The sequence below is a fragment of the Palleronia sediminis genome (assembly GCF_004358695.1).
Taxonomy (GTDB): Bacteria; Pseudomonadota; Alphaproteobacteria; order Rhodobacterales; family Rhodobacteraceae; genus Palleronia; species Palleronia sediminis.
Genome location: NZ_SNAA01000004.1, coordinates 189,615 through 210,833 on the forward strand (window position 1 = coordinate 189,615; position 21,219 = coordinate 210,833).

At 70.7% G+C, this 21,219-nt stretch carries 19 protein-coding genes and 1 tRNA gene; 14 read left to right on the plus strand and 6 right to left on the minus strand.

Annotation, left to right across the window (positions count from 1 at the left end; all coding sequences use genetic code 11):
* Positions 1–131: 131 nt before the first annotated feature.
* Positions 132–833: a glutathione S-transferase family protein gene (locus tag E2L08_RS05820; RefSeq protein WP_133396113.1), complete on the minus strand. Its 702-nt coding sequence runs from the start codon at positions 831–833 to the stop codon at positions 132–134.
* Between the two features lie 165 nt (positions 834–998).
* Here E2L08_RS05820 and mscL point away from each other — a divergent pair, with 165 nt between their 5' ends.
* The 3 genes from mscL to E2L08_RS05830 all read left to right on the plus strand — a co-directional run bounded on the left by mscL (position 999) and on the right by E2L08_RS05830 (position 5,242).
* Complete coding sequence (gene mscL / locus E2L08_RS05825) at positions 999–1,427, plus strand: large conductance mechanosensitive channel protein MscL (RefSeq protein ID WP_133396114.1); 429 nt, start codon at positions 999–1,001, stop codon at positions 1,425–1,427.
* A 66-nt stretch (positions 1,428–1,493) separates the two neighbouring features.
* On the plus strand, positions 1,494–1,667 hold the full coding sequence (locus E2L08_RS16950; RefSeq protein WP_168771058.1) for a hypothetical protein: 174 nt from the start codon (positions 1,494–1,496) through the stop codon (positions 1,665–1,667).
* 125 nt (positions 1,668–1,792) lie between these two features.
* Entirely contained in the window at positions 1,793–5,242 is a 3,450-nt protein-coding gene (locus tag E2L08_RS05830) for a chromosome segregation SMC family protein (RefSeq protein ID WP_133396115.1), read from the plus strand.
* An 18-nt stretch (positions 5,243–5,260) separates the two neighbouring features.
* On the opposite strand, the gene E2L08_RS05835 is transcribed toward E2L08_RS05830, so the two are convergent.
* The 3 genes from E2L08_RS05835 to E2L08_RS05845 all read right to left on the minus strand — a co-directional run bounded on the left by E2L08_RS05835 (position 5,261) and on the right by E2L08_RS05845 (position 8,566).
* On the minus strand, positions 5,261–6,247 hold the full coding sequence (locus E2L08_RS05835; RefSeq protein WP_240758122.1) for a 1-phosphofructokinase family hexose kinase: 987 nt from the start codon (positions 6,245–6,247) through the stop codon (positions 5,261–5,263).
* 1 nt (position 6,248) lies between these two features.
* The gene (locus E2L08_RS05840) at positions 6,249–7,436 is read right to left on the minus strand and encodes a lytic murein transglycosylase (protein ID WP_133396116.1); all 1,188 of its coding nucleotides are present in this window, start codon (positions 7,434–7,436) and stop codon (positions 6,249–6,251) included.
* Between the two features lie 155 nt (positions 7,437–7,591).
* Positions 7,592–8,566 (minus strand): glutathione S-transferase family protein, encoded by a 975-nt coding sequence (locus E2L08_RS05845; RefSeq protein WP_133396117.1) that lies wholly within the window; start codon positions 8,564–8,566, stop codon positions 7,592–7,594.
* Positions 8,567–8,753: 187 nt separating this feature from the next.
* Here E2L08_RS05845 and E2L08_RS05850 point away from each other — a divergent pair.
* A tRNA-Arg gene (locus E2L08_RS05850) sits at positions 8,754–8,830 on the plus strand.
* A gap of 211 nt (positions 8,831–9,041) precedes the next feature.
* Here the strand turns inward: E2L08_RS05850 and E2L08_RS05855 are convergent.
* The gene (locus E2L08_RS05855) at positions 9,042–9,470 is read right to left on the minus strand and encodes an RrF2 family transcriptional regulator (protein WP_133396118.1); all 429 of its coding nucleotides are present in this window, start codon (positions 9,468–9,470) and stop codon (positions 9,042–9,044) included.
* An 80-nt stretch (positions 9,471–9,550) separates the two neighbouring features.
* On the opposite strand from E2L08_RS05855, the gene E2L08_RS16955 reads away from it, so the two are divergent.
* From E2L08_RS16955 to E2L08_RS05875, 5 genes are all read left to right on the plus strand, one after another.
* The gene (locus tag E2L08_RS16955; RefSeq protein WP_168771059.1) at positions 9,551–9,706 is read left to right on the plus strand and encodes a hypothetical protein; all 156 of its coding nucleotides are present in this window, start codon (positions 9,551–9,553) and stop codon (positions 9,704–9,706) included.
* Positions 9,707–9,860: 154 nt separating this feature from the next.
* Positions 9,861–11,123 (plus strand): imelysin family protein, encoded by a 1,263-nt coding sequence (locus tag E2L08_RS05860; protein ID WP_133396119.1) that lies wholly within the window; start codon positions 9,861–9,863, stop codon positions 11,121–11,123.
* A gap of 117 nt (positions 11,124–11,240) precedes the next feature.
* Complete coding sequence (locus tag E2L08_RS05865) at positions 11,241–12,743, plus strand: di-heme oxidoreductase family protein (RefSeq protein WP_240758130.1); 1,503 nt, start codon at positions 11,241–11,243, stop codon at positions 12,741–12,743.
* Positions 12,740–13,705, plus strand: coding sequence for an imelysin family protein (locus E2L08_RS05870; RefSeq protein WP_133396120.1), 966 nt, complete (start codon positions 12,740–12,742; stop codon positions 13,703–13,705). The genes E2L08_RS05865 and E2L08_RS05870 overlap by 4 nt, the downstream gene beginning before the upstream one ends.
* Positions 13,705–14,751 (plus strand): DUF1513 domain-containing protein, encoded by a 1,047-nt coding sequence (locus tag E2L08_RS05875; protein ID WP_133396121.1) that lies wholly within the window; start codon positions 13,705–13,707, stop codon positions 14,749–14,751. Before E2L08_RS05870 ends, E2L08_RS05875 begins: the two co-directional genes overlap by 1 nt.
* Before the next feature lie 7 nt (positions 14,752–14,758).
* Here E2L08_RS05875 and E2L08_RS05880 read toward each other — a convergent pair whose 3' ends face one another.
* Positions 14,759–15,781, minus strand: a complete 1,023-nt coding sequence (locus E2L08_RS05880) for a ribose-phosphate pyrophosphokinase (protein WP_133396122.1) — start codon at positions 15,779–15,781, stop codon at positions 14,759–14,761.
* A 117-nt stretch (positions 15,782–15,898) separates the two neighbouring features.
* On the opposite strand from E2L08_RS05880, the gene E2L08_RS05885 reads away from it, so the two are divergent.
* The 5 genes from E2L08_RS05885 to E2L08_RS05900 all read left to right on the plus strand — a co-directional run bounded on the left by E2L08_RS05885 (position 15,899) and on the right by E2L08_RS05900 (position 21,174).
* A complete protein-coding gene (locus E2L08_RS05885) occupies positions 15,899–16,501 on the plus strand; it encodes a 2-hydroxychromene-2-carboxylate isomerase (RefSeq protein ID WP_133396123.1) in 603 nt (200 codons plus the stop codon).
* A gap of 102 nt (positions 16,502–16,603) precedes the next feature.
* On the plus strand, positions 16,604–17,347 hold the full coding sequence (locus E2L08_RS05890) for a DeoR/GlpR family DNA-binding transcription regulator (RefSeq protein ID WP_168771060.1): 744 nt from the start codon (positions 16,604–16,606) through the stop codon (positions 17,345–17,347).
* Between the two features lie 246 nt (positions 17,348–17,593).
* Positions 17,594–17,779 carry a hypothetical protein gene (locus E2L08_RS16960; protein ID WP_168771061.1) on the plus strand — a complete coding sequence of 62 codons (186 nt, stop codon included), beginning with the start codon at positions 17,594–17,596 and terminating at the stop codon, positions 17,777–17,779.
* A 95-nt stretch (positions 17,780–17,874) separates the two neighbouring features.
* Complete coding sequence (deoC, locus tag E2L08_RS05895) at positions 17,875–18,804, plus strand: deoxyribose-phosphate aldolase (RefSeq protein ID WP_133396160.1); 930 nt, start codon at positions 17,875–17,877, stop codon at positions 18,802–18,804.
* Between the two features lie 9 nt (positions 18,805–18,813).
* Entirely contained in the window at positions 18,814–21,174 is a 2,361-nt protein-coding gene (locus E2L08_RS05900) for an aldehyde dehydrogenase family protein (protein ID WP_206076973.1), read from the plus strand.
* Positions 21,175–21,219: the final 45 nt, after the last annotated feature.

Sequence of the window (21,219 nt, forward strand, 5' to 3'; positions counted from 1 at the left end):
ACCCTCTCTCCGCGACCACGAACCAAGGGCGGCGCCGCCACTCTTTCGTCATACGGGGGGATGTCGAAAACACCCCCCCCGCCCCTCGATCCGGCGCGCCCCGCATGGGCTGCGCCGGGCGATGGGGGCTGTCAGCCCTCCGGGCCGTCGGGGTCGGGGATGCGCTTGCCGCGGCCCACCGCCTCGCGTTCGTAGAACCGGGCGGTATAGGCCTTGACCCACGGGAAATCGTCCCAGCCGACGGCGTCCTGCGCCTCGTAGAAGGCAAGCGCGTTCAGCCACGGCGCGATAGCGATATCGGCGATGGAATAGTCGCCCGCCACCCAGTCGCGCCCCTCGAGCCGGGTCTCGAGCACGGCGAGCAGCCGCTTGGCCTCGTCGGTATAGCGCGCCTTGCCATAGGGCACGTCCTCTTTCGCGAGCTTCACGAAATGGCCCATCTGCCCGAACATCGGGCCGAGCCCGGCCACCTGCCATGTGAGCCAGGTCTGCACCTCGATCCGGCCGCGCGCGCCCTCGCCGCCGAAACGGCCCGTCTTGTCGGCGAGCCAGGTCAGGATCACGGCCGATTCCCATAGTCCGATGGGGCGCCCGTCCGGCCCGTCGGGGTCGATGATCGCGGGGATCTTGTTGTTGGGGCTGAGCGACAGGAACTCGGGGCTGCGCACGTATTCGTCGCCGAGCCGTACCAGATGCGGCTCGTAGGGCAGGCCCGTTTCCTCGAGCATGATCGACACCTTGACCCCGTTGGGCGTCGGATAGGAATACAACTGGATCACGGACGGGTCGCGGGCGGGCCATTTCCGCGTCACGGGAAAGTCTGAAAGAGACATCGGGTCGCTCCTGTTGGGTATGTCGCGTCAAGCTAGCGGCCCCCGCGCCGCCCGCCACCCGCGCAGGCGCAGGGGCGTTGTGCGCGGCGCTTGACCGGGCGGGGCGGATGCCCGTTTCCTGCGACCGGCGCGGAGGTGTCCGCGCGGATTGGACAGGACCGGAATATGCTCAGGGAATTCAAGGATTTCATTGCCAAGGGCAATGTCATGGATCTCGCCGTCGGGATCATCATCGGCGCGGCCTTTACCGCCATCGTGTCGTCGCTGGTCAACGATCTCATCAACCCGGTGATCGGCCTGCTGCTGGGCGGGGTGGATTTCACCGCGATGTATGTCGTGCTCTCGGGCGAGGTGCCGCCGGGCCTTGGGCTCGACGCCGCGCGCGAGGCCGGGGCGGCGATCTTTGCCTATGGCGCCTTCGTCACGGCCTGCATCAACTTTCTCATCATCGCCTTCGTGGTGTTCCTGCTGGTGAAATTCGTGAACCGGATCAAGGCCATCGCCGAACGTCCCGACGATGTCGAACCCGAGGTGAAGACCGGGCCGAGCCAGCTCGACGTGCTGCTCGAGATCCGCGACAGTCTGAAGCGGTAGGCTTTCGCGCGCCGGGCGGACCCCTTGCCCGGCCGCCCGCGTTTCCCCCGCCAGAACGGAGGTCACATGACACGCGACAGCGACAAGACCAAATCGAGCGATTTCGGCATCAGCCATGCCGAGCCCGGCAAGACCGGCAAGACGCCCCTCGACAAGCCCTCGACCGGGGACGAGGATTTCGCCATCGACGAACGGCGCGACAAGCCGATCCGCGGCCCCGAGCCGCACGACGACGACTGACCCCCCTCGGCCCGGCCGCAACATCTGGGGGGTAGGCGCGCGCTGCGGGGTCTATGTCGCGCGCGGCGGTTGACTTGCGCCCGGCGCGGCCCGATCCTGCGACCCGACGCAGGCAAGGGGCGCCCATGCAGTTCACCCGGCTCAGGCTGAACGGATTCAAGTCCTTCGTGGACCCGACCGATCTCGTGATCCAACGCGGGCTGACGGGCGTGGTCGGGCCGAACGGCTGCGGCAAGTCCAACCTGCTCGAGGCGTTGCGCTGGGTCATGGGCGAGAACCGCCCCACCGCCATGCGCGGCGGCGGCATGGAGGACGTGATCTTTGCCGGGACCGCGCGCCGCCCCGCGCGCCATTTCGCCGAGGTGTCTCTGACCGTCGACAATGCCGACCGGCTGGCGCCTGCGGGGTTCAACGATGCGGGCGTCATCGAGATCGTGCGCCGCATCACCCGCGACGCGGGCAGCGCCTACAAGGCGCAGGGGCGCGACGTGCGGGCGCGTGACGTGCAGATGCTGTTCGCCGATGCCTCTACCGGCGCGCAATCGCCGGCGCTTGTGCGGCAGGGACAGATCTCGGAGCTCATCAGCGCCAAGCCCAAGGCGCGGCGCCGCATCCTCGAGGACGCGGCCGGGATCGCGGGGCTTTACCAGCGGCGCCACGAGGCAGAGCTCAAGCTCAAAAGCGCGGAGGCCAACCTGCTGCGCGTCGACGACACGATCGAGGCGCTCGCCGCCCAGCTCGGCACCCTCGCCCGGCAGGCGCGGCAGGCGGCGCGCTATCGCGAGATCGGCGCGCGGCTGCGCGAGGCCGAGGGGCTGCTGCTTTACCGCCGCTGGCGCGAGGCCGATGCCGCGCGCGAGGCCGCGCGCGCCGCCCTGACCGACCGCGAAACCGAGGCCGCCGCCGCCGAACGGCAGGCCCGCGCAGCCGCCACCGACCGCGAAACCGCCGAGGCCGCGTTGCCCGCCCTGAAGGAGGAGGACGGCATCGCCGCGGCCATCGTGCAACGTCTGGGGATCGAGGCCGCGACGCTCGACGACGAGATCCGCCGCGCCGACGACCTGATCGCGCGGCTCGACGGGCGGCTGCGCCAGATCGCCCGCGATGCCGAGCGGGAGGCGGCCTTGGGCGCGGATGCCGACGGGGCACTGGCTGCCCTGCGCGCCGAAGAGGCCGAGCTCGGCGCCGCCGATACCGGGCACGAGGCGGCACTGGCGCAGGCCGCGGCCGCGGCCGAGGACGCCGCGCGCCATCTGGCCGAGCGCGAGGCCGCCCTGTCGCAGCGCACCGAGGATGTCGCCCGGCTGGCCGCGCGCCACCAATCCGCCGAACGCGCGGTCGCGGATGCGCGCGCCGATCACGCGCGCGCCAGCCGCACCGTGGACGAGGCGGGGCAGGCCGTGACGCAAGCGCAGGCCGCGGGGCAGGCGGCCGGGACGGCGCGTGCCGCCTCCGAGGCGCGGATCGCCGAGGTGACGACCGCCGCCGCGCAGGCCGAGGCCGATCAGGCCGCCGCCGAAGAGGCCCGCGCCCGGATCGAGGCCGAGGAAAGCGCCGCCCGCGCCCGTGCCGCCGCCGCGCAAAGCGGGCTCGGCGCGCTCGAGGCCGAGGCGCGCGCGCTATCGGGGCTGATCGCGCGGGGGGCGGGGGGCGCGGCGGGCCTGCTCGACGCGCTGCGCGTGGCCGAGGGGTTCGAGGCCGCGCTGGGCGCCGCGCTTGCCGACGAGCTGCGCGCGCCGGAAACCGCGTCGGGCACCGGCTGGCGCGGGCTCGCCCCCTATGACGACGCACCGCCCCTGCCCGAGGGTGCCGCGCCGCTCGCCCCCCATGTCGAGGGCGCGCCGGTGCTGGCGCGACGGCTGGCGCTGACGGGGGTGGTCGCGGCGGCGGATGGCGCGCGGCTGCAACCCGGCCTGCGCCCCGGTCAGCGCCTCGTCAGCCCCGAGGGCGATTTGTGGCGCTGGGACGGCTATGCCGTGGCGGCAAGCGACGCGCCGAGTGCGGCGGGGCTGCGGCTGCAACAGGTGAACCGGCTCGCCGCGCTCGGCCGCGAGATCGACGAGACCCGCGCCGGGGCCGAGACCGAGGCGGCCCAAGCGCGCGAGTTGACCGAGCGACTGGCGCAAGCCACCGCCGCCGAGCGCGCGGCCCGGACCACGCGCCGCACAGCCGAAGCCGCGCTGTCGGATGCGTCGCGCGCCCGGTCGAAGGCCGAGGCCGAGGCGACCCTGACCGAGGGGCGTCTGGAATCGGCGCGGGCGCGGCTTGCCCGCGGGGCCGAGGATCGCGACGCGGCGGCCGCCCGCCTGTCCGAGGCCGAAAGCGCGTTGGCCGGGCTCGACGACCTGGGGGCGCTCAGGGCGGGAACGGCGACGCTCAGGGCCGAGGTCGACGCCGCGCGGGCGGGGACGATGGCGCGCCGGTCGGCGCTGGACGCCCTGCGGCGCGAGGGCGAGGCGCGGGCGAGGCGCCTCGCCGCCATTGCCCGCGAGATCGGCGGATGGGAGGCGCGGCAGGGCAGCGCGGGCGGGCGGCTCGACGAGATCGCGCGCCGCCGTGCCCGCACCGAGGACGAGCTTGCCCGCGCCCGCGAAGAGCCCGCCCGCCTTGCCGCGCGGCGCACCCGGCTGGCCGAGGGGCTGGCACAGGCCGGAACGCGCCGCCAGGCCGCCGCCGATGCCCTGTCGGCGGGCGAGGAGCACCTGCGCGCCACCGCCGCCGCTGAGCGCGAGGCCGAGCGTTCCGCGGGCGAGGCGCGCGAACGGCGTGCCGCCGCGCAGGCCGCCGCCGATGCCGCCACCGCGACGACGCAGGCCGCCGCCGCCCGCATCCGCGAGGATCTGGACCTCGCCCCCGAGCGGCTGCTTGCCACGCTGGGCGCCGATCCCGAAAGGATGCCGCCCGCCGCCGAGATCGAGGACGAGATCGCGCGGCTGCGCCGTCAGCGCGACGGCATGGGCGCGGTGAACCTGCGCGCCGAGGACGACGCCCGCGAGGTGCAGGACGAACATGACCTGCTGGTTCGGGAAAAGACCGATCTCGACGCGGCCATCGCCGAGCTGCGCCGCGGCATCGCGGGGCTGAACCGCGAGGGGCGCGAACGTCTGCTGACCGCGTTCGAGCAGGTGAACGCCAATTTCGCCACGCTGTTCACCCATCTTTTCGGCGGGGGCGAGGCCCGGCTCGAACTGATCGAATCCGACGACCCGCTGGATGCGGGACTCGAGATCCTGTGCCAGCCGCCGGGCAAGCGCCTGTCGGTGCTGAGCCTCTTGTCGGGGGGCGAGCAGACCCTGACCGCCATGGCGTTGATATTCGCGGTGTTCCTCGCCAATCCGGCACCGATCTGCGTGCTGGACGAGGTCGACGCCCCGCTCGACGATGCCAACGTGACGCGGTTTTGCGACCTGCTGGACGAGATGACCCGCCGCACCGAGACGCGGTTCCTTGTCATCACGCATCACGCGGTGACGATGGCGCGGATGGACCGGCTGTTCGGCGTGACGATGGCCGAGCAGGGGGTCAGCCAGCTTGTCAGCGTCGATCTGAAACGGGCCGAGGCGATGGTGGCCTGACCGGACGGCGGGCCGCCGTCACAGGGCGATCTGTTCGAGCCTGCATTCGGGGCGCAGCGCGATCACGGTGTCGGGGTCGCAGATCTGGGTGCCGGGGGTGGTCACGGCGGCCGATGCGGCGGCGGTGCCCCATTGCAACGCCTCGGCCGCGGTTTCGCCGCGGGCCATCGACCATGTCAGCGCCGCGAGAAAGCTGTCGCCCGCGCCGATGGTCGAGACCGCCTTGACCGGGGCGGCACGGGCGAACCAGACGCCATCGGCATCGGCGAGGATGTTGCCCTCGGACTGACGGCCGACGACGATGCGCCGCGCCGCGCCGCGCGCGACCAGCTCGGCCGCGAAACGGGCGGTGTCGAGCCGCTCGGGCAGGGGGCGGCCGGCGGCCTCTTCGGCTTCGTGATGGTCGAAGCGCAGGATCTCGGGGCGGGCCGACGGCTCGGGGGCGGGGTGCGTCACGAGATAGTCGAGCGCCGCGCCCGAGGTGTCGATGACGAGCCGCACCCGCTTGCCCGCCAGCGCGGACAAGAGCCGCGCGGGCACGTCCGGCGCGGCGCCCGTAGGCAGCGAGCCCGAGATGACGACGAAATCGCCTGTCGCCGCCTCTTCGGCCAGGGCGGTGGCCGCGGCCTCGTATTCGGCGGCAGACAGTTCCGGTCCGGGCAGCATGAAGCGATACTGCGCCCCCGTCGCCCCGTCCGTCACCGACAACGATGTGCGCGTCTCGTGCGCGATGGGAATGATCCGGGTCGAGATATGTTCGGCTTGCAACGCCGAGACCAGCCGCATCCCCACGCCGCCGCCCAGCGCGACAAAGGCGGTGGTGTCGCCGCCCAGCCGCGACACCAGCCGGGACACGTTGATGCCGCCGCCGCCCGGATCGAGCCGCGGCGCCGAGCAGCGCAGCTTGCGGCCCGGCGCCACCTCGGGGGTGAGCGTCGAGAGGTCGAGCGCGGGGTTCAGCGTTACGGTCAGGATCGCGGGGGGCGTGTCGGGGGTCATGGTCATCTCACAGCGCGTTCAGAAGCTGCCGAGTGGGCCAGGCATCGGCGGGCAGGCCCAGCCGGGCCTGTTCGGCGCGCACCGCCGCACGGGTGCCCGCGCCGAGGATCCCGTCGATCTTGCCCACGTCATGGCCGCGCGCGGCCAGCCGGGATTGCAGGTCCTTCATCTCGGCATCCGACAGTCCGGGCGCCGGGTTGCCGGCGTCGAACACCTCGGCCCCGCCCAGCCGCGTGGCGAAATAGGCGGCGGTCAGCACGTAGGTAAAGCTCTGGTTCCATTCGAAGAACACGTTGAAATTGGGATAGGCCAGAAAGGCCGGCCCGTCCTTGCCCTGCGGCAGCACGATCGACGCCGCGAGGTCGGGCCGGTCGAGCGTGCCGTCGCGCGGACGCACGCCCATCGCCTGCCATTCGGCGGCCGGACGCGTGACCTCGAGCGCGGCCTCGCCCCAGGGGAAATCGGCGGGCAGGGCGACTTCCTCGATCCAGGGCTCGTTCGGGCGCCATCCGAGATCGTTGAGCATCTTGCCCCCCGACATGAGCGCATCGGGCACGCTGGTCTTGAGCCGCACATGGCCGTCGCCGTCGCCGTCGACGCCGTTAAGCAGGATGTCCTCGGGCAGCATCTGCACCATCCCGATCTCGCCCGCCCAGGCGCCGGTGGTGGTCGCCGGGTCCAGATCGCCCAGGCGGTAGAGGTCGAGCGCCGCCAGAAGCTGCGGCTGGAACAGTTCGGGGCGGCGGCAGTCATGGGCCAGCGTCGCCAGGGCATTGACGGTGTTGGAATCGCCCTGGATGGCGCCGTAATCGGTCTCGAACGCCCAGAAGGCCAGCAAAACGGTGCGATCGACGCCGAACTCGGCCTCGACACGGTCAAAGATCGCGTCCCATTCCCGCGCGTTGCGCCGCCCCGCCACCAGCCGGTTCTCCGAGATCAGCCGCCGCGCGAACTCGGTGAAGGGCGTGGTGAAGATCCCCTGCCGCCGGTCGGCGTCTAGCGTGCGCTGATCCTGCCGGACGCCCGAGAGGAACGCGCGCACCTCGGCCGGATCGTGGCCCATGCCGATGGCGTGATCGGCGATGCGCGTCTTGAAATCGGCAAAGCTGCCGCCGCAGGCGACGAGTGGGGCCTCTTCGGCGCCGGCGGCACCGGCGGACAGGGCGAGGGCGAGGGCAAGAAGGGCAGGGCGCATGATCGGTCCTTGCGAGGGTTGGACCTCAACCGCATAGCAGCGCCTTTCGTTCACGCAAGTGCCGTAGCGTCAGGCGCGCGGGCGCCGGACGGGCGGCACCGACCCCGCCCCGGAGCCGCCCGCCGCCCTTGTTTCATGGGGTTCCGCGCCGCCGCTCAGCCCCGGCCATGCGGTTCGGTCCAGTCGAGAACCGGGTTGATCGGGATGATCCGGTGCGGGTTCACGGTGTCGTGACTGTAATGATAGTGCCGCACGAAATGGTCGAACTTCACCTCCTGGGCGATGCCGGGCCATTGGTAGAGCTCGCGGTTATAGGCCCAGAGGTTGGGGTAGTCGCGCAGGTAGTTGCGATTGCACTTGAAATGCGTGTGATAGACGAGATCGAACCGCACCAGCGTCGAGAACAGCCGCCAATCGGCCTCGGTCAGGCGGTCTCCCATCAGGTAACGGTTCTCGCCCAGCCGTTCCTCGAGCCAGTCGAGCGTGTCGAACAGCGGCCCCACGGCGTCGTCATAGGCCGATTGGGTGGTGGCGAACCCGGCCTTGTAGACCCCGTTGTTGAGGGTGTCGTAGATGCGCGCGTTCACCGGCTCGATGGCGTCGCGCAGCTCTTCGGGCCAGTAATCGTCGGTATTGCCGGTGATCCCGTCGAAGGCCGAGTTGAACATGCGGATGATGTCGGCGCTTTCGTTGTTGACGATGGTGTTCTGCTCGAGATCCCAGAGCAGCGGGACGGTGACGCGGCCGCTCATGTCGGGGACGGCGCGCAGATAGACGTCGCGCAGGAAGGGCAGGCCAAAGACCCGGTCGCCGGTCGTTCCGGGGAAATCGGTGCGGAACTCCCACCCTTCGCCCAGCATGTCGGGATGCACGACCGAGACGCCGATCAGGTCCTCGAGCCCCTTGAGCCTGAGAAAGAACAGCGCCCGGTTGGCCCACGGGCAGGCATAGGAGACATAGAGGTGGTAGCGGCCCGCCTCGGCCTTGAAGCCGCCGGTGCCGGTCGGGCCGGCCGCGCCGTCGGGGGTGATCCAGTTGCGGAACTCCTGGGTGGAGCGCTCGAACTTGCCGCCCGTGCTTTCGGTATCGTACCAGACGTCCTTCCAGATGCCGTCGACCAGTTTGCCCATATCGTCCTCCGCGGGTGTGGATGCGTGTCGGGGATGGACCTAGCCTTTGGGCGGGCGCACGCAAACCCGGCTTCGGGCGCAGGTCATGTGCATATGCGCAGGGCCGGCCGCGCCGAGCGCCGCGCCGGGCGAAATCGCGACAGGCCCCCTTGCCAAACCCCCGCAGGGCCGTTAGCAACCGCGCCACGCGCTGGTAGCTCAGTTGGATAGAGTATCTGACTACGAATCAGAGGGTCGGGGGTTCGAATCCTCCCCAGCGCGCCATTACCTTTCTAGCAAAATTGAAGTGTCGACGCTTTACGGCGTGTCTCCACGTTTGCGGAAACTGTTCCCACCGTTCTGTTCGTCTTTCCTGCACCATGCCGGCGGCGCGGCGGGTGTAAGGCTTGCTTTCATTCGGAGATTCGTGGACGGTCCAGCGCGCCGCTTGCCCCAATCCAGATGCTGCCATGCAGGAGGCGTGCATCCGCCCGGTTCACCCCGCCAGCAGCGTCGCGAGGTCACGTTTCGAGGCGGTGATGTCGGCCAGCGTGTAGTCGTCTAGCGTGCGGAAGAAGGCCTCCTGCGCGCGGGCGAGGGGGGTTCGCAGGCCGCAGGCGGGCAGGATCAGGCAGGACCGGTCCGAGCCGAAACACTCCACCACCGCGTTGCCGCGCATCATCGCGCGCACGATGGCGCCGACGGTGATCTCGTCGGCGGGGCGGGCCAGGGTGAGGCCGCCGTTGCGCCCGCGCACGGCGGTCGCGAACCCTTCGCGCGAGAGGCGGCTGGCGATCTTGGCCAGGTGGTTCTCGGACAGACCGAAGATCGTGGCGATCTCGGAGACGGAGACCCTGTCGGGGCTCTTGACGGCCAGGGTCATCATGACGCGCAGCGCGTAATCGGTGAACTTGTCGAGTTGCATGGGTGATATTTAGACTTTGCAATGCCGAATATGAAGCCATATCTGTGACCGAACGGCATTGCGCCTCAAGGAGCGACGATATGACCCTCTCCGAAGCGATCCTGTGGCCGGGCACCAAGGTCTGCGAAAAGCTCGGTCTGAACCCCGAGGGCGAGGCGGCGCTGATCCGCTGGCTGGTCAACACGCTGGTCTACCTGGTCGTCAGCCTCGCCGTGGTCTGGATCATCGTGGTCTGAGCGCGGCACGGTCCGGGGCGGCACCGCGGCCGCAAACCCGACCCGTTTGATCGCCTATTGCAATCTCCGACAAGTTTTGTCAGCTTTCAGCGGCAGGCGAACGGCCTTCCGTTTCGTCGCGACGACGCCATGACATGAACCCGGAGATCCCCCCGTGCACAAGTTGACCGCCGCCGCGCTTTGCGCCGCGCTTGCCACCCCCGTTCTCGCCGTCGACCGCGCGGATGTGCTGGCGACCTATGCCGATATCGCGCAGGCCGGCTATACCGACAGCCTGACCACCGCGAAAACGCTGCAAACCGCCATCGACGCCTTCCTGGCCGAGCCGTCGGCCGAGCGGTTCCAGGCCGCGCGCGAGGCCTGGCTGGCCGCGCGCGTGCCCTATCAGCAAACCGAGGTCTATCGCTTCGGCAACCCCATCGTCGACGATTGGGAGGGCCGCGTGAACGCCTGGCCGCTGGACGAGGGGCTGATCGACTATGTCGTGGCCGCGGGCAGCGCCCCCACCGAGGGGACCGAGGCGAACCCGGCCGCCAATCTCAACGTCGTGGCCAACGAGGTCTTTACCCTTTCGGGCGAGGAGGTCGATGCGCGCGAGATCACGCCCGCCCTGCTGGAGGAGACGCTGCACGAGGCCGGCGGCGCCGAGGCGAACGTGGCCACCGGCTATCACGCGATCGAGTTCCTGCTCTGGGGCCAGGATATCGGCGCCTATGACGCGACGGCGGGCCAGCGTCCCTGGACCGATTACGCCGCGGGCGATGCCTGCACGGGGGGCAATTGCGACCGGCGCGGCGCCTATCTCAAGGCGGCGACCGACCTGCTGGTGTCCGATCTCGAATACATGGCGAATGCCTGGGGGCAGGGCGGCGAGGCGCGCGAGGCGGTGCTGGGCGACGAGGACGGCGTCTCGCGCATCCTGACCGGCATGGGCAGCCTGTCCTACGGCGAGCAGGCCGGAGAGCGGATGCAGCTCGGCCTGTTGCTCAACGATCCCGAAGAGGAACATTCCTGCTTTGCCGACAACACCCATAATGACCATTTCTACGACGCTCTGGGCATTCGGAACGTCTATAACGGCTCTTATGTCGGGGTCGACGGCACCGTGACCTCGGGTCCGTCGCTGCGCGACCTGCTGGCCGAGGCCGATCCGGCCGTGGCCGACGCGCTGGGGGCCGCGCTCGATCATACGCAGATGGAGATGACCGAGCTCAAGCTCGCCGCCGAGGCGGGAATGCATTACGACATGATGCTCGACCCCGCGAACGAGGCGGGCGGCGCGCTGATCCAGGCCGCCATCGACGGGCTGATCGCGCAGACCCGCGAGATCGAGCGTGCGGTGACCGCGCTCGGCGTCGATGCCATCGCCTTCGAGGGGTCCGACAGCCTCGACGACCCCGACGCGGTGTTCCAGTAAGCCGGCGTTTCCGGCAGGCGGCGCGGCCCGAGGGTCGCGCCGCCCCTACAGGCTGAGAGGTGGGCCATGAGATACGGCGTTTTCCTTGGGATCGGCGTGCTTGCCGCAGGTGTCGCGATGGCCGCGCCTGACGGGGACGGGATGCAGGCCATCCTGTCCGAGCCGCATCTGGACATCGTGCCCCGGACCGAGGCCGAGGCGGCGCGCGTGGCCGCGGTCACGGCACCCCCCGAGCGGTTCGATACGGCCCAGCGTTTCGAGGCCAATCCGGGCGGTGCGGCCACGGTGCGGCGGCGCGACGACAACGCCGCCTTCAGCCTGCCGCAGGATAACCTGACCTTTGCCCAGCAGGCCGATTTCGCCGTCGGCAACGGCCTGTTCGAGCGGCTCTGGGTGACGGCGCCCGCCTCGACGCTGGCCTCGGACGGGCTGGGGCCGATGTTCAACGTCCGCTCCTGCCAGGATTGCCACATCAAGGACGGGCGCGGCCATGCCCCGGTCGATGCCGCCGACGATGCCGGGTCGCTGGTCGTGCGGCTGGGCCGGCCGCTGACGCGGGACGCGGCGGGCGAGGGGATGGACGATCTGCGCCGCTATCTCGGCGCCGCGCCCGATCCGGTCTATGGGCACCAGTTCTCTGACGATGCCAATGCGGGGATCGCGCGCGAGGGCCGAGTCGAGGTGACGTGGATCGAGGACGAGACCGTGACCCTGCCCGGCGGCGAGGCGGTGACGCTGCGCCGGCCCGAATGGCGGCTGGCCGATCTGGCCTATGGCGCGCTCGCGCCCGACACCGCGCTGAGCCCGCGGGTCGCGCCGCAGATGATCGGGCTGGGCCTCGTCGAGGCGATCCCGGCCGCCGATATCCTCGCCCATGCCGACCCCGACGACGCCGATGGCGACGGAATCTCGGGGCGCCCGCATGTCGTCTGGTCGCCGGAATACGACCGCCCGATGCTGGGCCGGTTCGGCGTGCGGGCGACGACGCCCACGCTGCGCCAGCAATCGGCCGATGCGTTCAACGCCGATATGGGCCTCTCGACGCCGCTGCGCCCCGATCCGGCGGGCGATTGCACCGAGGCGCAGGCCGCGTGCCGCGCCGCCCCCGACGGGGCCGATGCCGAACAGGGCGGGTTCGAGGTGGCGGGCGACAGCCTGGACCTCGTGGCGTTCTACAGCGGCACGCTGGGTGTGCCCCGGCGCGAGGGGGTGGAGGACCCGCAGGTTCTGCGCGGCAAGCAGGTCTTTCACGAGGCGCAATGCAGCGCCTGCCACGTCCCGAGCTTTGTCACCCACCGGCTCGAGGATCGCCCCGAGCACAGTTTCCAGCTTGTCTGGCCCTATTCCGATTTCCTGTTGCACGACATGGGGCCGGGGCTGGCCGACGGCCTGCCCGCGGGGCAGGCGACCGGGGCCGAATGGCGCACCGCGCCGCTCTGGGGGCTGGGACTTTCGGCGCAGGTTGCGGGGCAGGCGGAATATCTGCATGACGGCCGCGCCCGCTCGATCACCGAGGCGATCCTGTGGCACGGTGGCGAGGCGCAGGGACCGCGCGACCACTTTGCCGCGTTGGAGCCCGAGGATCGCGCCGACCTGATCGCCTTTCTGGAGTCGCTATGAGATATCTTCCGACCGTGCTGGCCGCGTTTGCCCTGGGGGCCCTGACCGCCGGGCCGCTGGCCGCCGATGTGGATGCCGCGCTCGACGAGCATGTGCTGCCGCGGATGGAGCGGCTGGCCGAGGCGACCGCGACGCTGGCCGATGCGCCTTGCGAGGCCGACGCGCTGCGCCCGGCATTCGCCGGGGCGGCGGCGGCCTGGGCGGGGGTGTCGCACCTGACGCTCGGCCCCGCCGAGGAAAGCGGCCGCGCCCGCGCCGTGCTGTTCTGGCCCGACGAGCGCGATTCGACCGCGCGCGGGCTGCGCCTGCTGGAACAGCAGGGCCCCGAGGCCTGGACCCCCGAGGCCATCGCCCGCGCCTCGGTCGCGGCGCGGGGGCTCGGTGCGCTCGAGCGGCTGATATTCGAGCGCGACGCCGCGCCCTGCGCGCTGACGCTGGCGCTGGCCGACGACCTGGCCGCGACGGCGGCGGCGATCCGCGACGGCTGGACCGGCGGCTTTGCCGACCTGATGCGCGACCCCGGCGGCCCCGGCAACACGCGCTTCCTGACCGCGGGCGAGGCCGAGGCGGCGCTCTTCACCTCGCTCATGACCGGGCTCGAACTGGTCGCGGACCAGCGGCTCGGCCGGCCCCTGGGCAGTTTCGACGATCCGCGCCCCAGGGCGGCCGAGCTGTGGCGCGCGGGCGTGTCGCAGGCGATGGTGGTCGAAAGCCTGACCGCGCTGCGCGAACTGGCCGGGCTGCTGGCGCCCGCGCCGCGCACCACCGCCGCGCTCGACGCGGCCATCGCGCAGGCCGCGCGGCTCGACGATCCGGCTTTTGCCGGGGTGGCCGACCCCTCGGGGCGGTTCCGGGTCGAGGCGTTGCAAACGGCCGTCTGCGAGGCGCGCAACATCGCGGGCGACGAGATCGGCGGCGCGCTGGGCGTGCGCGCGGGCTTCAACTCGGCGGATGGCGACTGATGCTGTCGCGCCGCGGGTTTCTTGCCGCCACAGGCGCCGCGCTGGCCGCGGTGCCGCCTGCCTGGGCCGAGATCGGCGCCCCGGCCTTTGTCGCCGCCGCGCGCGAGGCCGATGGCGCCCATGCCCTGTTCGGGCTGCGCGATGACGGGCAGATCGCCTTTCGCGTGCCGCTGCCCGACCGGGGCCATGCCGCCGCCGCCCATCCCGTCCGGGCCGAGGCGGTGGGGTTCGCGCGCCGGCCCGGCACCTTCGCGCTGGTGCTCGATTGCGCCGAGGGGCGGGTGCTGCACCGGCTCGACACGCCCGAGGGGCGGCATTTCTACGGGCACGGCGTCTTTGTCGATGGCGGGCGCATCCTTGCCACGACCGAGAACGACATCGCCACCGGCGAGGGGCGCATCGGGCTGTGGGATGCGGCGAACGGCTATGCCCGCCTGGACGAGATCGCCTCGGGCGGGATCGGCCCGCACGAGATCACGCGGCTTTCGGACGATACGCTGGTCGTCGCCAATGGCGGCATCCGCACCCATCCCGACCACGGGCGCGACAAGCTGAACCTCGACACGATGCGGCCGAACCTTGCCTATCTCGTCGAGGGGCGCGTGGTCGAGACGGCCGAGCTTGCCGATCCGAAGCTGTCGATCCGCCATATCGCGGCCCGCGCCGACGGCACGGTGGCCATCGGGCTGCAATCGCAGCGCGACCCGTCCGAGCGGGTGCCGCTTTTGGCGACGCACAGGCGCGGCGCGGCGGCCCGGACCTATGGCGCGGACCTGGCTGCGACCTGCGCGGGCTATGTCGGCTCGGTCGCGTGGTCGGGCGACGGGCGGCGCGTGGCCATCACCGCCCCGCGCGGGGCGCGCGCGGTGCTGTTCACCGAGGGCGACGACACCCCCGAGATCGTGCATCGCCCCGATATCTGCGGCGTGGCGCCGACCGCCTCGGGGCTGGCCTTTACCGACGGGACCGGCGGGGTGCTGACCGATCGGGGCGCGGCCAAGCACGCCCTGTCATGGGACAATCACCTCGTCGCGATCCGGGGCTAGGGCGGGCTCAGACCTCGGAATAGAGGCCCTGGTAGATCGGCTCGATCGTGTCGAGCTCGAAGAGCGAGCTGACCGATGTGCCGTTCCAGATGTTCAGGATCGCCTGCGTCAGCATCGGCGCCATGGGCACGACCCGGATATTGGAGCAGTTCCGCACGGCCTCGGAGGGTTCGATCGAATCGGTGATGACCAGCGATTTCATCACCGACCCGCCGACGCGCTCGATCGCGGGGCCGGACAGGACGCCGTGGGTGATATAGGCATGCACTTCGGCCGCGCCTGCCTCGACCAGCACCTCGGCCGCCTTGCACAGCGTTCCGGCGGTGTCGCAGATATCGTCGACGATGATGCAGGTCTTGCCCGTCACGTCGCCGATCACGGTCATCTCGGCCACCTCGCCGGGCTTTTCGCGGCGCTTGTCGACGATGGAGAGCGGCGCGCCGATCCGCTTGGCCAGTTCGCGGGCGCGCGCCACCCCGCCCACATCGGGCGAGACGACCATGAGATCCTGCATCCCCCCCTTGAAGCGGTGCAGGATATCGAGCGCGAAGACCGGCGAGGCATAGAGGTTGTCGACCGGGATATCGAAGAACCCCTGGATCTGCGCGGCATGCAGGTCGAGCGTCAGGACACGCTCGATCCCGGCCTCGGTCAGCATGTTGGCGACGAGCTTGGCGCTGATCGGGGTGCGCGCCTTGGTGCGGCGATCCTGGCGGGCATAGCCGAAATAGGGGATGACGGCGGTGATGCGCGCGGCCGAGGACCGGCGCAGCGCGTCGGTCATGATGAGCAGCTCCATCAGGTTGTCATTGGCCGGGTTCGAGGTCGACTGGATGATGAACATGTCCTCGCCGCGCACGTTCTCGAACACCTCGACAAAGATCTCGGCGTCGGTGAACCGCTCGATCCGGGCCGAGACCAGTTCCGAGGCCGATCCGCGGTGCATCCCCATCCGCCGCGCGATGGCCTTGGACAGGCTCTGGTTCGCGTTGCCGGCGATGAGCTTGGGTTCGGTCGAATGTGAGGGCATGGGTCCGGTGATCTCCGAAAGGCGGCATCCGTTCCGCGGCCGCGCCTTGCCGCGCCGCGTTGACACCGCCTAGCAGGAACCTACCCTGCCGCAAACCGCGTAAAAGGGGGGCGTGCCATGGCCGCGCGACGGATAGACTACTTTTTCGCGGCGATTTCGCCCTACACCTACCTCGCCGGCACCCGGCTCGAGCGAATCGCCGAGGCCGCCGGGGCGCAGGTCGTCTATCGCCCGCTCGACATCATGCAGCTTTTCGCGCGGACGGGCGGGCTGCCGCCCAAGGACCGGCATCCCAACCGGCAGGCCTACAGGTTGCAGGATATCGAGCGTTCGGCCGCCATCGCGGGGATGCCGCTCAACCCCCGGCCGCGGCACTGGCCGACCAACCCCGCGCCCTCGGGCTTTGCCATCATCGCCGCGCAGAACGCGGGCGGCGGCGACCTGGGCGGGATGGTGCACGGGCTGGCCCGCGCCTGCTGGGCCGAAGAACGCGACATCGCCGAGGACGACACGATCCGCGACTGCCTGCGCGCGGCCGGGTTCGACCCCGCGCTTGCCGATAGCGGGCTGATGACGGCGGCCGAGACTTATGGCCGCAACCTCGAGGATGCGGTGGCCGCAGGCGCCTTCGGCGCGCCCTTCTACATCACCGATGACGATCAGCGTTTCTGGGGGAGCGACCGGCTGGATCATCTCGAATGGGCGCTGGCGCGGGGCTAGGGTGGGGCCGTCGCTCGGCAAACCGGCACCGCGCGCCGGTCGGATGGCCGCGGCGCCGCGCGGTGTTCCCGCAGGTCGCAGGCCATGGGGCGGCTCGGGGCCATGACGCGGCCGAGCGGGTCGGCCGAACGCAACGCGCGCATCTGCCTGCTGCTGGAGGTGACGCCGTCGCTGCGCCTGCGCGATGTCGCGCGCGATCTGGGCGTGGCCGAGATGACGTTGCGGCGCGATGCCGCCTCGGGCAAGGCGGGGTTCATCTGCCAGGGCGGCTATCTCGTCCGCGGGCGCGGCACCGACACCTATGATTTCGAGGAACAGATGCGCCGCGCCAGCGAGGCCAAGCTCGCCGCGGCCGATCATGCCGCGGCGCTGGTGCCCGAGGGGGCCTGCGTCTTTCTCGATACCGGCACGACGGTGCCGCATCTCGCGCGTGCGCTGACCCAAAGGCGGGTGAAGCGCGTCGTGACCCATTGCCTGACCTCGGCCGAGCTTTTGCACGGGCGGACCAGCGCCGAGGTCGAGTTCATCGGCGGCCGGCTTCAAAGCCGCACCCGGTCCTGCCATCCGCCCGATCCGCTCGGGCTCCTGCGGCCGCTCGGCATCGAGATCGGTTTCCTGTCGGCAGGCGGGTTGTGGGAGAACCGGGAGCTCAGTTGCTCGCATGAGTACGAGGTCGCGATGAAGCGGGCGGTCCTCGAACTGGCGGCCGAGAACTGGGTCGTGATGGACTCCAGCAAGATCGGCCTGCGCCGGGCGGTTCGGTTCGCGAGCCTCGACGAAGTGTCGGGCGTCGTGACCGAACACGGCGTCGGCGAAACCCCTGCGCGGGGCGTGCAAACCGGATGAGCGTCGGTGATGGGTGCTTGACCTGCGACGGCGTCTGCGATTGGGTCGGTAGTTATGTTGCGATTTGAACAGAAGTGATCGCAACCCTGCCGATCGACCCCGAGGGCGACCCCGTGTTTCCGGCCCATGCGCCCAGGAGGGAGGAGAGATCACGATGAAAACCCATATGCTCCGGCTTGCCATGACCGCGGCAGGCGCCGCGGGCGTCACGCAGGCACGGGCGGGGTCTTTGTCGGGCTCTGCCGCGTGAGGCCGCGCCTGCGGGCAATGGCCGGTCCCGCCCGCGCGGTGCTGCCCGACCCGGCCACGCGCGCTTATCACGACCGGAAATTCTCGGTACTCAAGGCGATGCAGGCGCATTTCGACGATGCCCGCCGATTGATGGCCGGCGACACCGAACGCACCACCGCCCCAAGCGGTCGAGAGGTCTGACCATGTCCCATACAGCAAACGCCCGGCCTGCCACCGCCACTTCGGGGGGGCTTCCCGCGACGCTGGCGCGCGAGGGGGCCGGTCGCAATGCCGGGATGGCGCTGGATCCGTCGATGTTCCAGGGGCACCCGGTGAACCGGTCCGCGACCGAGCGGCGCGCGGCGACGCTGGGCACGCGGCGGTCGGTCAAGAAGCTCTACCAGGCGGCCTGGCTGGTGAACGCGATTCGGCTGATCGACCTGACGACGCTTGCGGGCGACGACACGGCGGCGCGGGTGCGCAGGCTGTGCGCCAAGGCGCGGCGGCCGCTGGCCGACCGCATCGCCGAGGGGCTGGGGATCGCCGATATGGGGCTCACGGTGGGGGCGGTCTGCGTCTATCCCACGATGGTGCCCCACGCGGTCGAGGCGCTCGAGGGATCGGGCATCCCGGTGGCCAGCGTCGCCACCGGGTTTCCCGCGGGGCTCATGCCGCTCGATCTGCGGCTGCGCGAGATCGAGTGGGCCGTGGCACAGGGCGCGGCCGAGATAGATATCGTCATCACGCGCGAGCATGTGCTGCGCCAGGATTGGCAGGCGCTCCATGACGAGATCCGCCAGATGCGCGCGGCCTGCGGCGACGCCCACATGAAGGCGATCCTCGCCACCGGCGATCTGCAAACGCTGCGCAACGTCTATGCCGCGTCGATGGTGGCGATGCAGGCGGGCGCCGATTTCATCAAGACCTCGACCGGCAAGGAGGGCGTGAACGCGACGCTTCCGGTCGGGCTGACGATGATCCGCGCGTTGCGCGACTATGGCGCGGCGACGGGCCATCGCATCGGCTTCAAGCCCGCGGGGGGCATGAAACAGGCGAAAGAGGCGCTCGCCTGGCAGATCCTGATGAAGGAAGAGCTGGGCCGCGACTGGCTCGAACCCGATCTTTTCCGCTTCGGCGCCTCGTCCATGCTGGGCGATATCGAGCGGCAGCTCGAACACCATGTCACCGGGCGCTATGCCGCCTCGCACCGTCACGCCGCGTCGTAAGGGGCCGCCATGAGCATCCAGGAGATACTGAAGTCGATGGAATACGGTCCCGCGCCCGAGGATTCGTCGATCGTGCGCAACTGGCTCGAAGCCCGCTCCGGGGGCTTTGGCCACTTCATCGACGGGGCGTTCACCCCGCCCGGCACGACATTCGCGGTGGACAACCCCGCAACGGGCGAGACCATCTCGCAGGCCACGCAGAGCAGCGCCGCGGATGTCGATGCGGCGGTCGCGGCCGCGCGACGCGCGCAGCCGGGCTGGGCCGCGCTGGGCGGTCACGGGCGGGCGCGCTATCTTTATGCCATCGCGCGCCACGTGCAGCAGCACGCGCGGTTTCTTGCCGTGCTCGAGAGCATCGACAACGGCAAGCCGATCCGCGAGACGCGCGATATCGACGTGCCGCTCGTCGCGCGCCATTTCTACCACCATGCGGGCTGGGCCGAGATCGCCGCGGACGAGTTGCCAGGAACCGAACCCTGGGGCGTCTGCGGCCAGATCGTGCCGTGGAACTTTCCGCTGCTGATGCTGTCGTGGAAGATCGCGCCGGCGCTGGCCGCCGGGAACACGGTCGTTCTTAAACCCGCCGAATACACCCCGCTGAGCGCGCTGGCCTTTGCCGGAATCTGCGCCGAGGTGGGCCTGCCCGCGGGGGTGGTGAACATCGTCACCGGCGACGGCGAGACCGGCGCCGCCATCGTCGCGCATGAGGGCATCGACAAGCTAGCCTTCACCGGCTCGACCGAGGTGGGGCGGATCATCCGCCGCGAGACCGCCGGGACGGGCAAGGGCCTGACGCTCGAGCTTGGGGGCAAGTCGCCCTTCGTGGTGTTCGCCGATGCCGATCTCGACGCCGCGGTCGAGGGCGTGGTCGATGCGATCTGGTTCAACCAGGGGCAGGTCTGCTGCGCGGGGGCGCGCATCCTCGTGGCCGAGGCTGTGGTCGAGCGGTTCACCGCGCTGTTGCGCGCCCGGATGGCGACGCTGCGGGTGGGCGACCCGCTGGACAAGTCGACCGACATGGGGGCCATCGTGCATCCCGTGCAGCTTGCGCGCATCCGCGATCTCGTCGCGCAGGGAAAGGCCGAAGGCGCGGTGATCGAGCAGGGCGACGCGCCGCAGGGCTGCTTCTACCCGCCGACCCTCGTCACGAATGTCGACCCCGCAAGCGTGCTGTCGACCGAAGAGATCTTTGGCCCGGTGGTCACGCTCACCGCGTTCCGAACGCCTGCCGACGCGGTCGAACTGGCCAACAACACCCGCTATGGGCTTGCCGCCTCGATCTGGTCGGAAAACGTGAACCTCTGTCTCGACATCGCCGCGCAGGTCAAGGCGGGCGTGGTCTGGATCAACTGCACCAATGTCTTCGACGCGGGCGCGGGGTTCGGCGGCTACCGCGAAAGCGGCTTTGGCCGCGAGGGCGGGCGCGAGGGCATGACGGCCTATCTGCGCGCGCCGCGACGTGCCGCGCCCCAAGGGGTCGGCGATCTGCCCGAACCGGTCGCGCAACCGGGCGAGGCGCCCACGCAGTCGGGCGGGATCGACCGCACCGCCAAGCTCTTTGTCGGGGGCCGCCATGCACGGCCCGATTCGGGCTACAGCTACACGGTCGAGGGGTCGAAAGGCCCCGTGGGGCTCGCCGGGCTCGGCAATCGCAAGGATATCCGCAACGCGGTCGAGGCCGCGTCGAAGGCCGGCGGCTGGGGCAAGGCCACCGGGCATAACCGCGCGCAGATCCTCTATTACCTGGCCGAGAACCTGTCGGCCCGCGCCGCGGGCTTTGCCGACCGCCTCGCGGGCTTCGGGGCGACGCAGGCCGCCGCCGAGGCCGAGGTCGAGACCGCGATCCGGCGCTGTTTCTGGTACGCGGCGCAGGCCGACAAGTTCGACGGCGCGGTGCACCAGACCAAGTCGGCCCATGTGACGCTGGCCATGCCGGAGCCGCTGGGCGTGATGGGCGTGGTCTGCCCGACGCGGGCGCCGCTGGCGGGGTTCCTGGCGCTGGTCCTGCCCGCCATCGCCATGGGCAACCGCGTGGTGGCGGTGCCGTCGCAAACGCACCCGCTGGCGGCGACGGACCTCTACCAGGTGCTCGAGACATCGGACGTGCCGGCGGGCGTGGTGAACATCGTCACCGGCCCGCGCGATGCGCTGGCCGCGACGCTGGCGGGCCATGACGGCGTGGCCGGGCTTTGGTATGTCGGCAGCCCCGAAGGCGCAGCCATGGTCGAACGCGAAAGCGCCGGCAACCTCAAGCAGACCTGGACCGAAACCGACGGTGCCCGCGACTGGTCCGGCCACGAGGGGCAGGGCCGCGCCTTTCTTTCGCGCGCCACGCAGATCAAGAACATCTGGGTGCCCTACGGCGAATGACCCACGCCGGCCGGGCGCACCCCGGCCGGGTCCGTGTGAAACGTC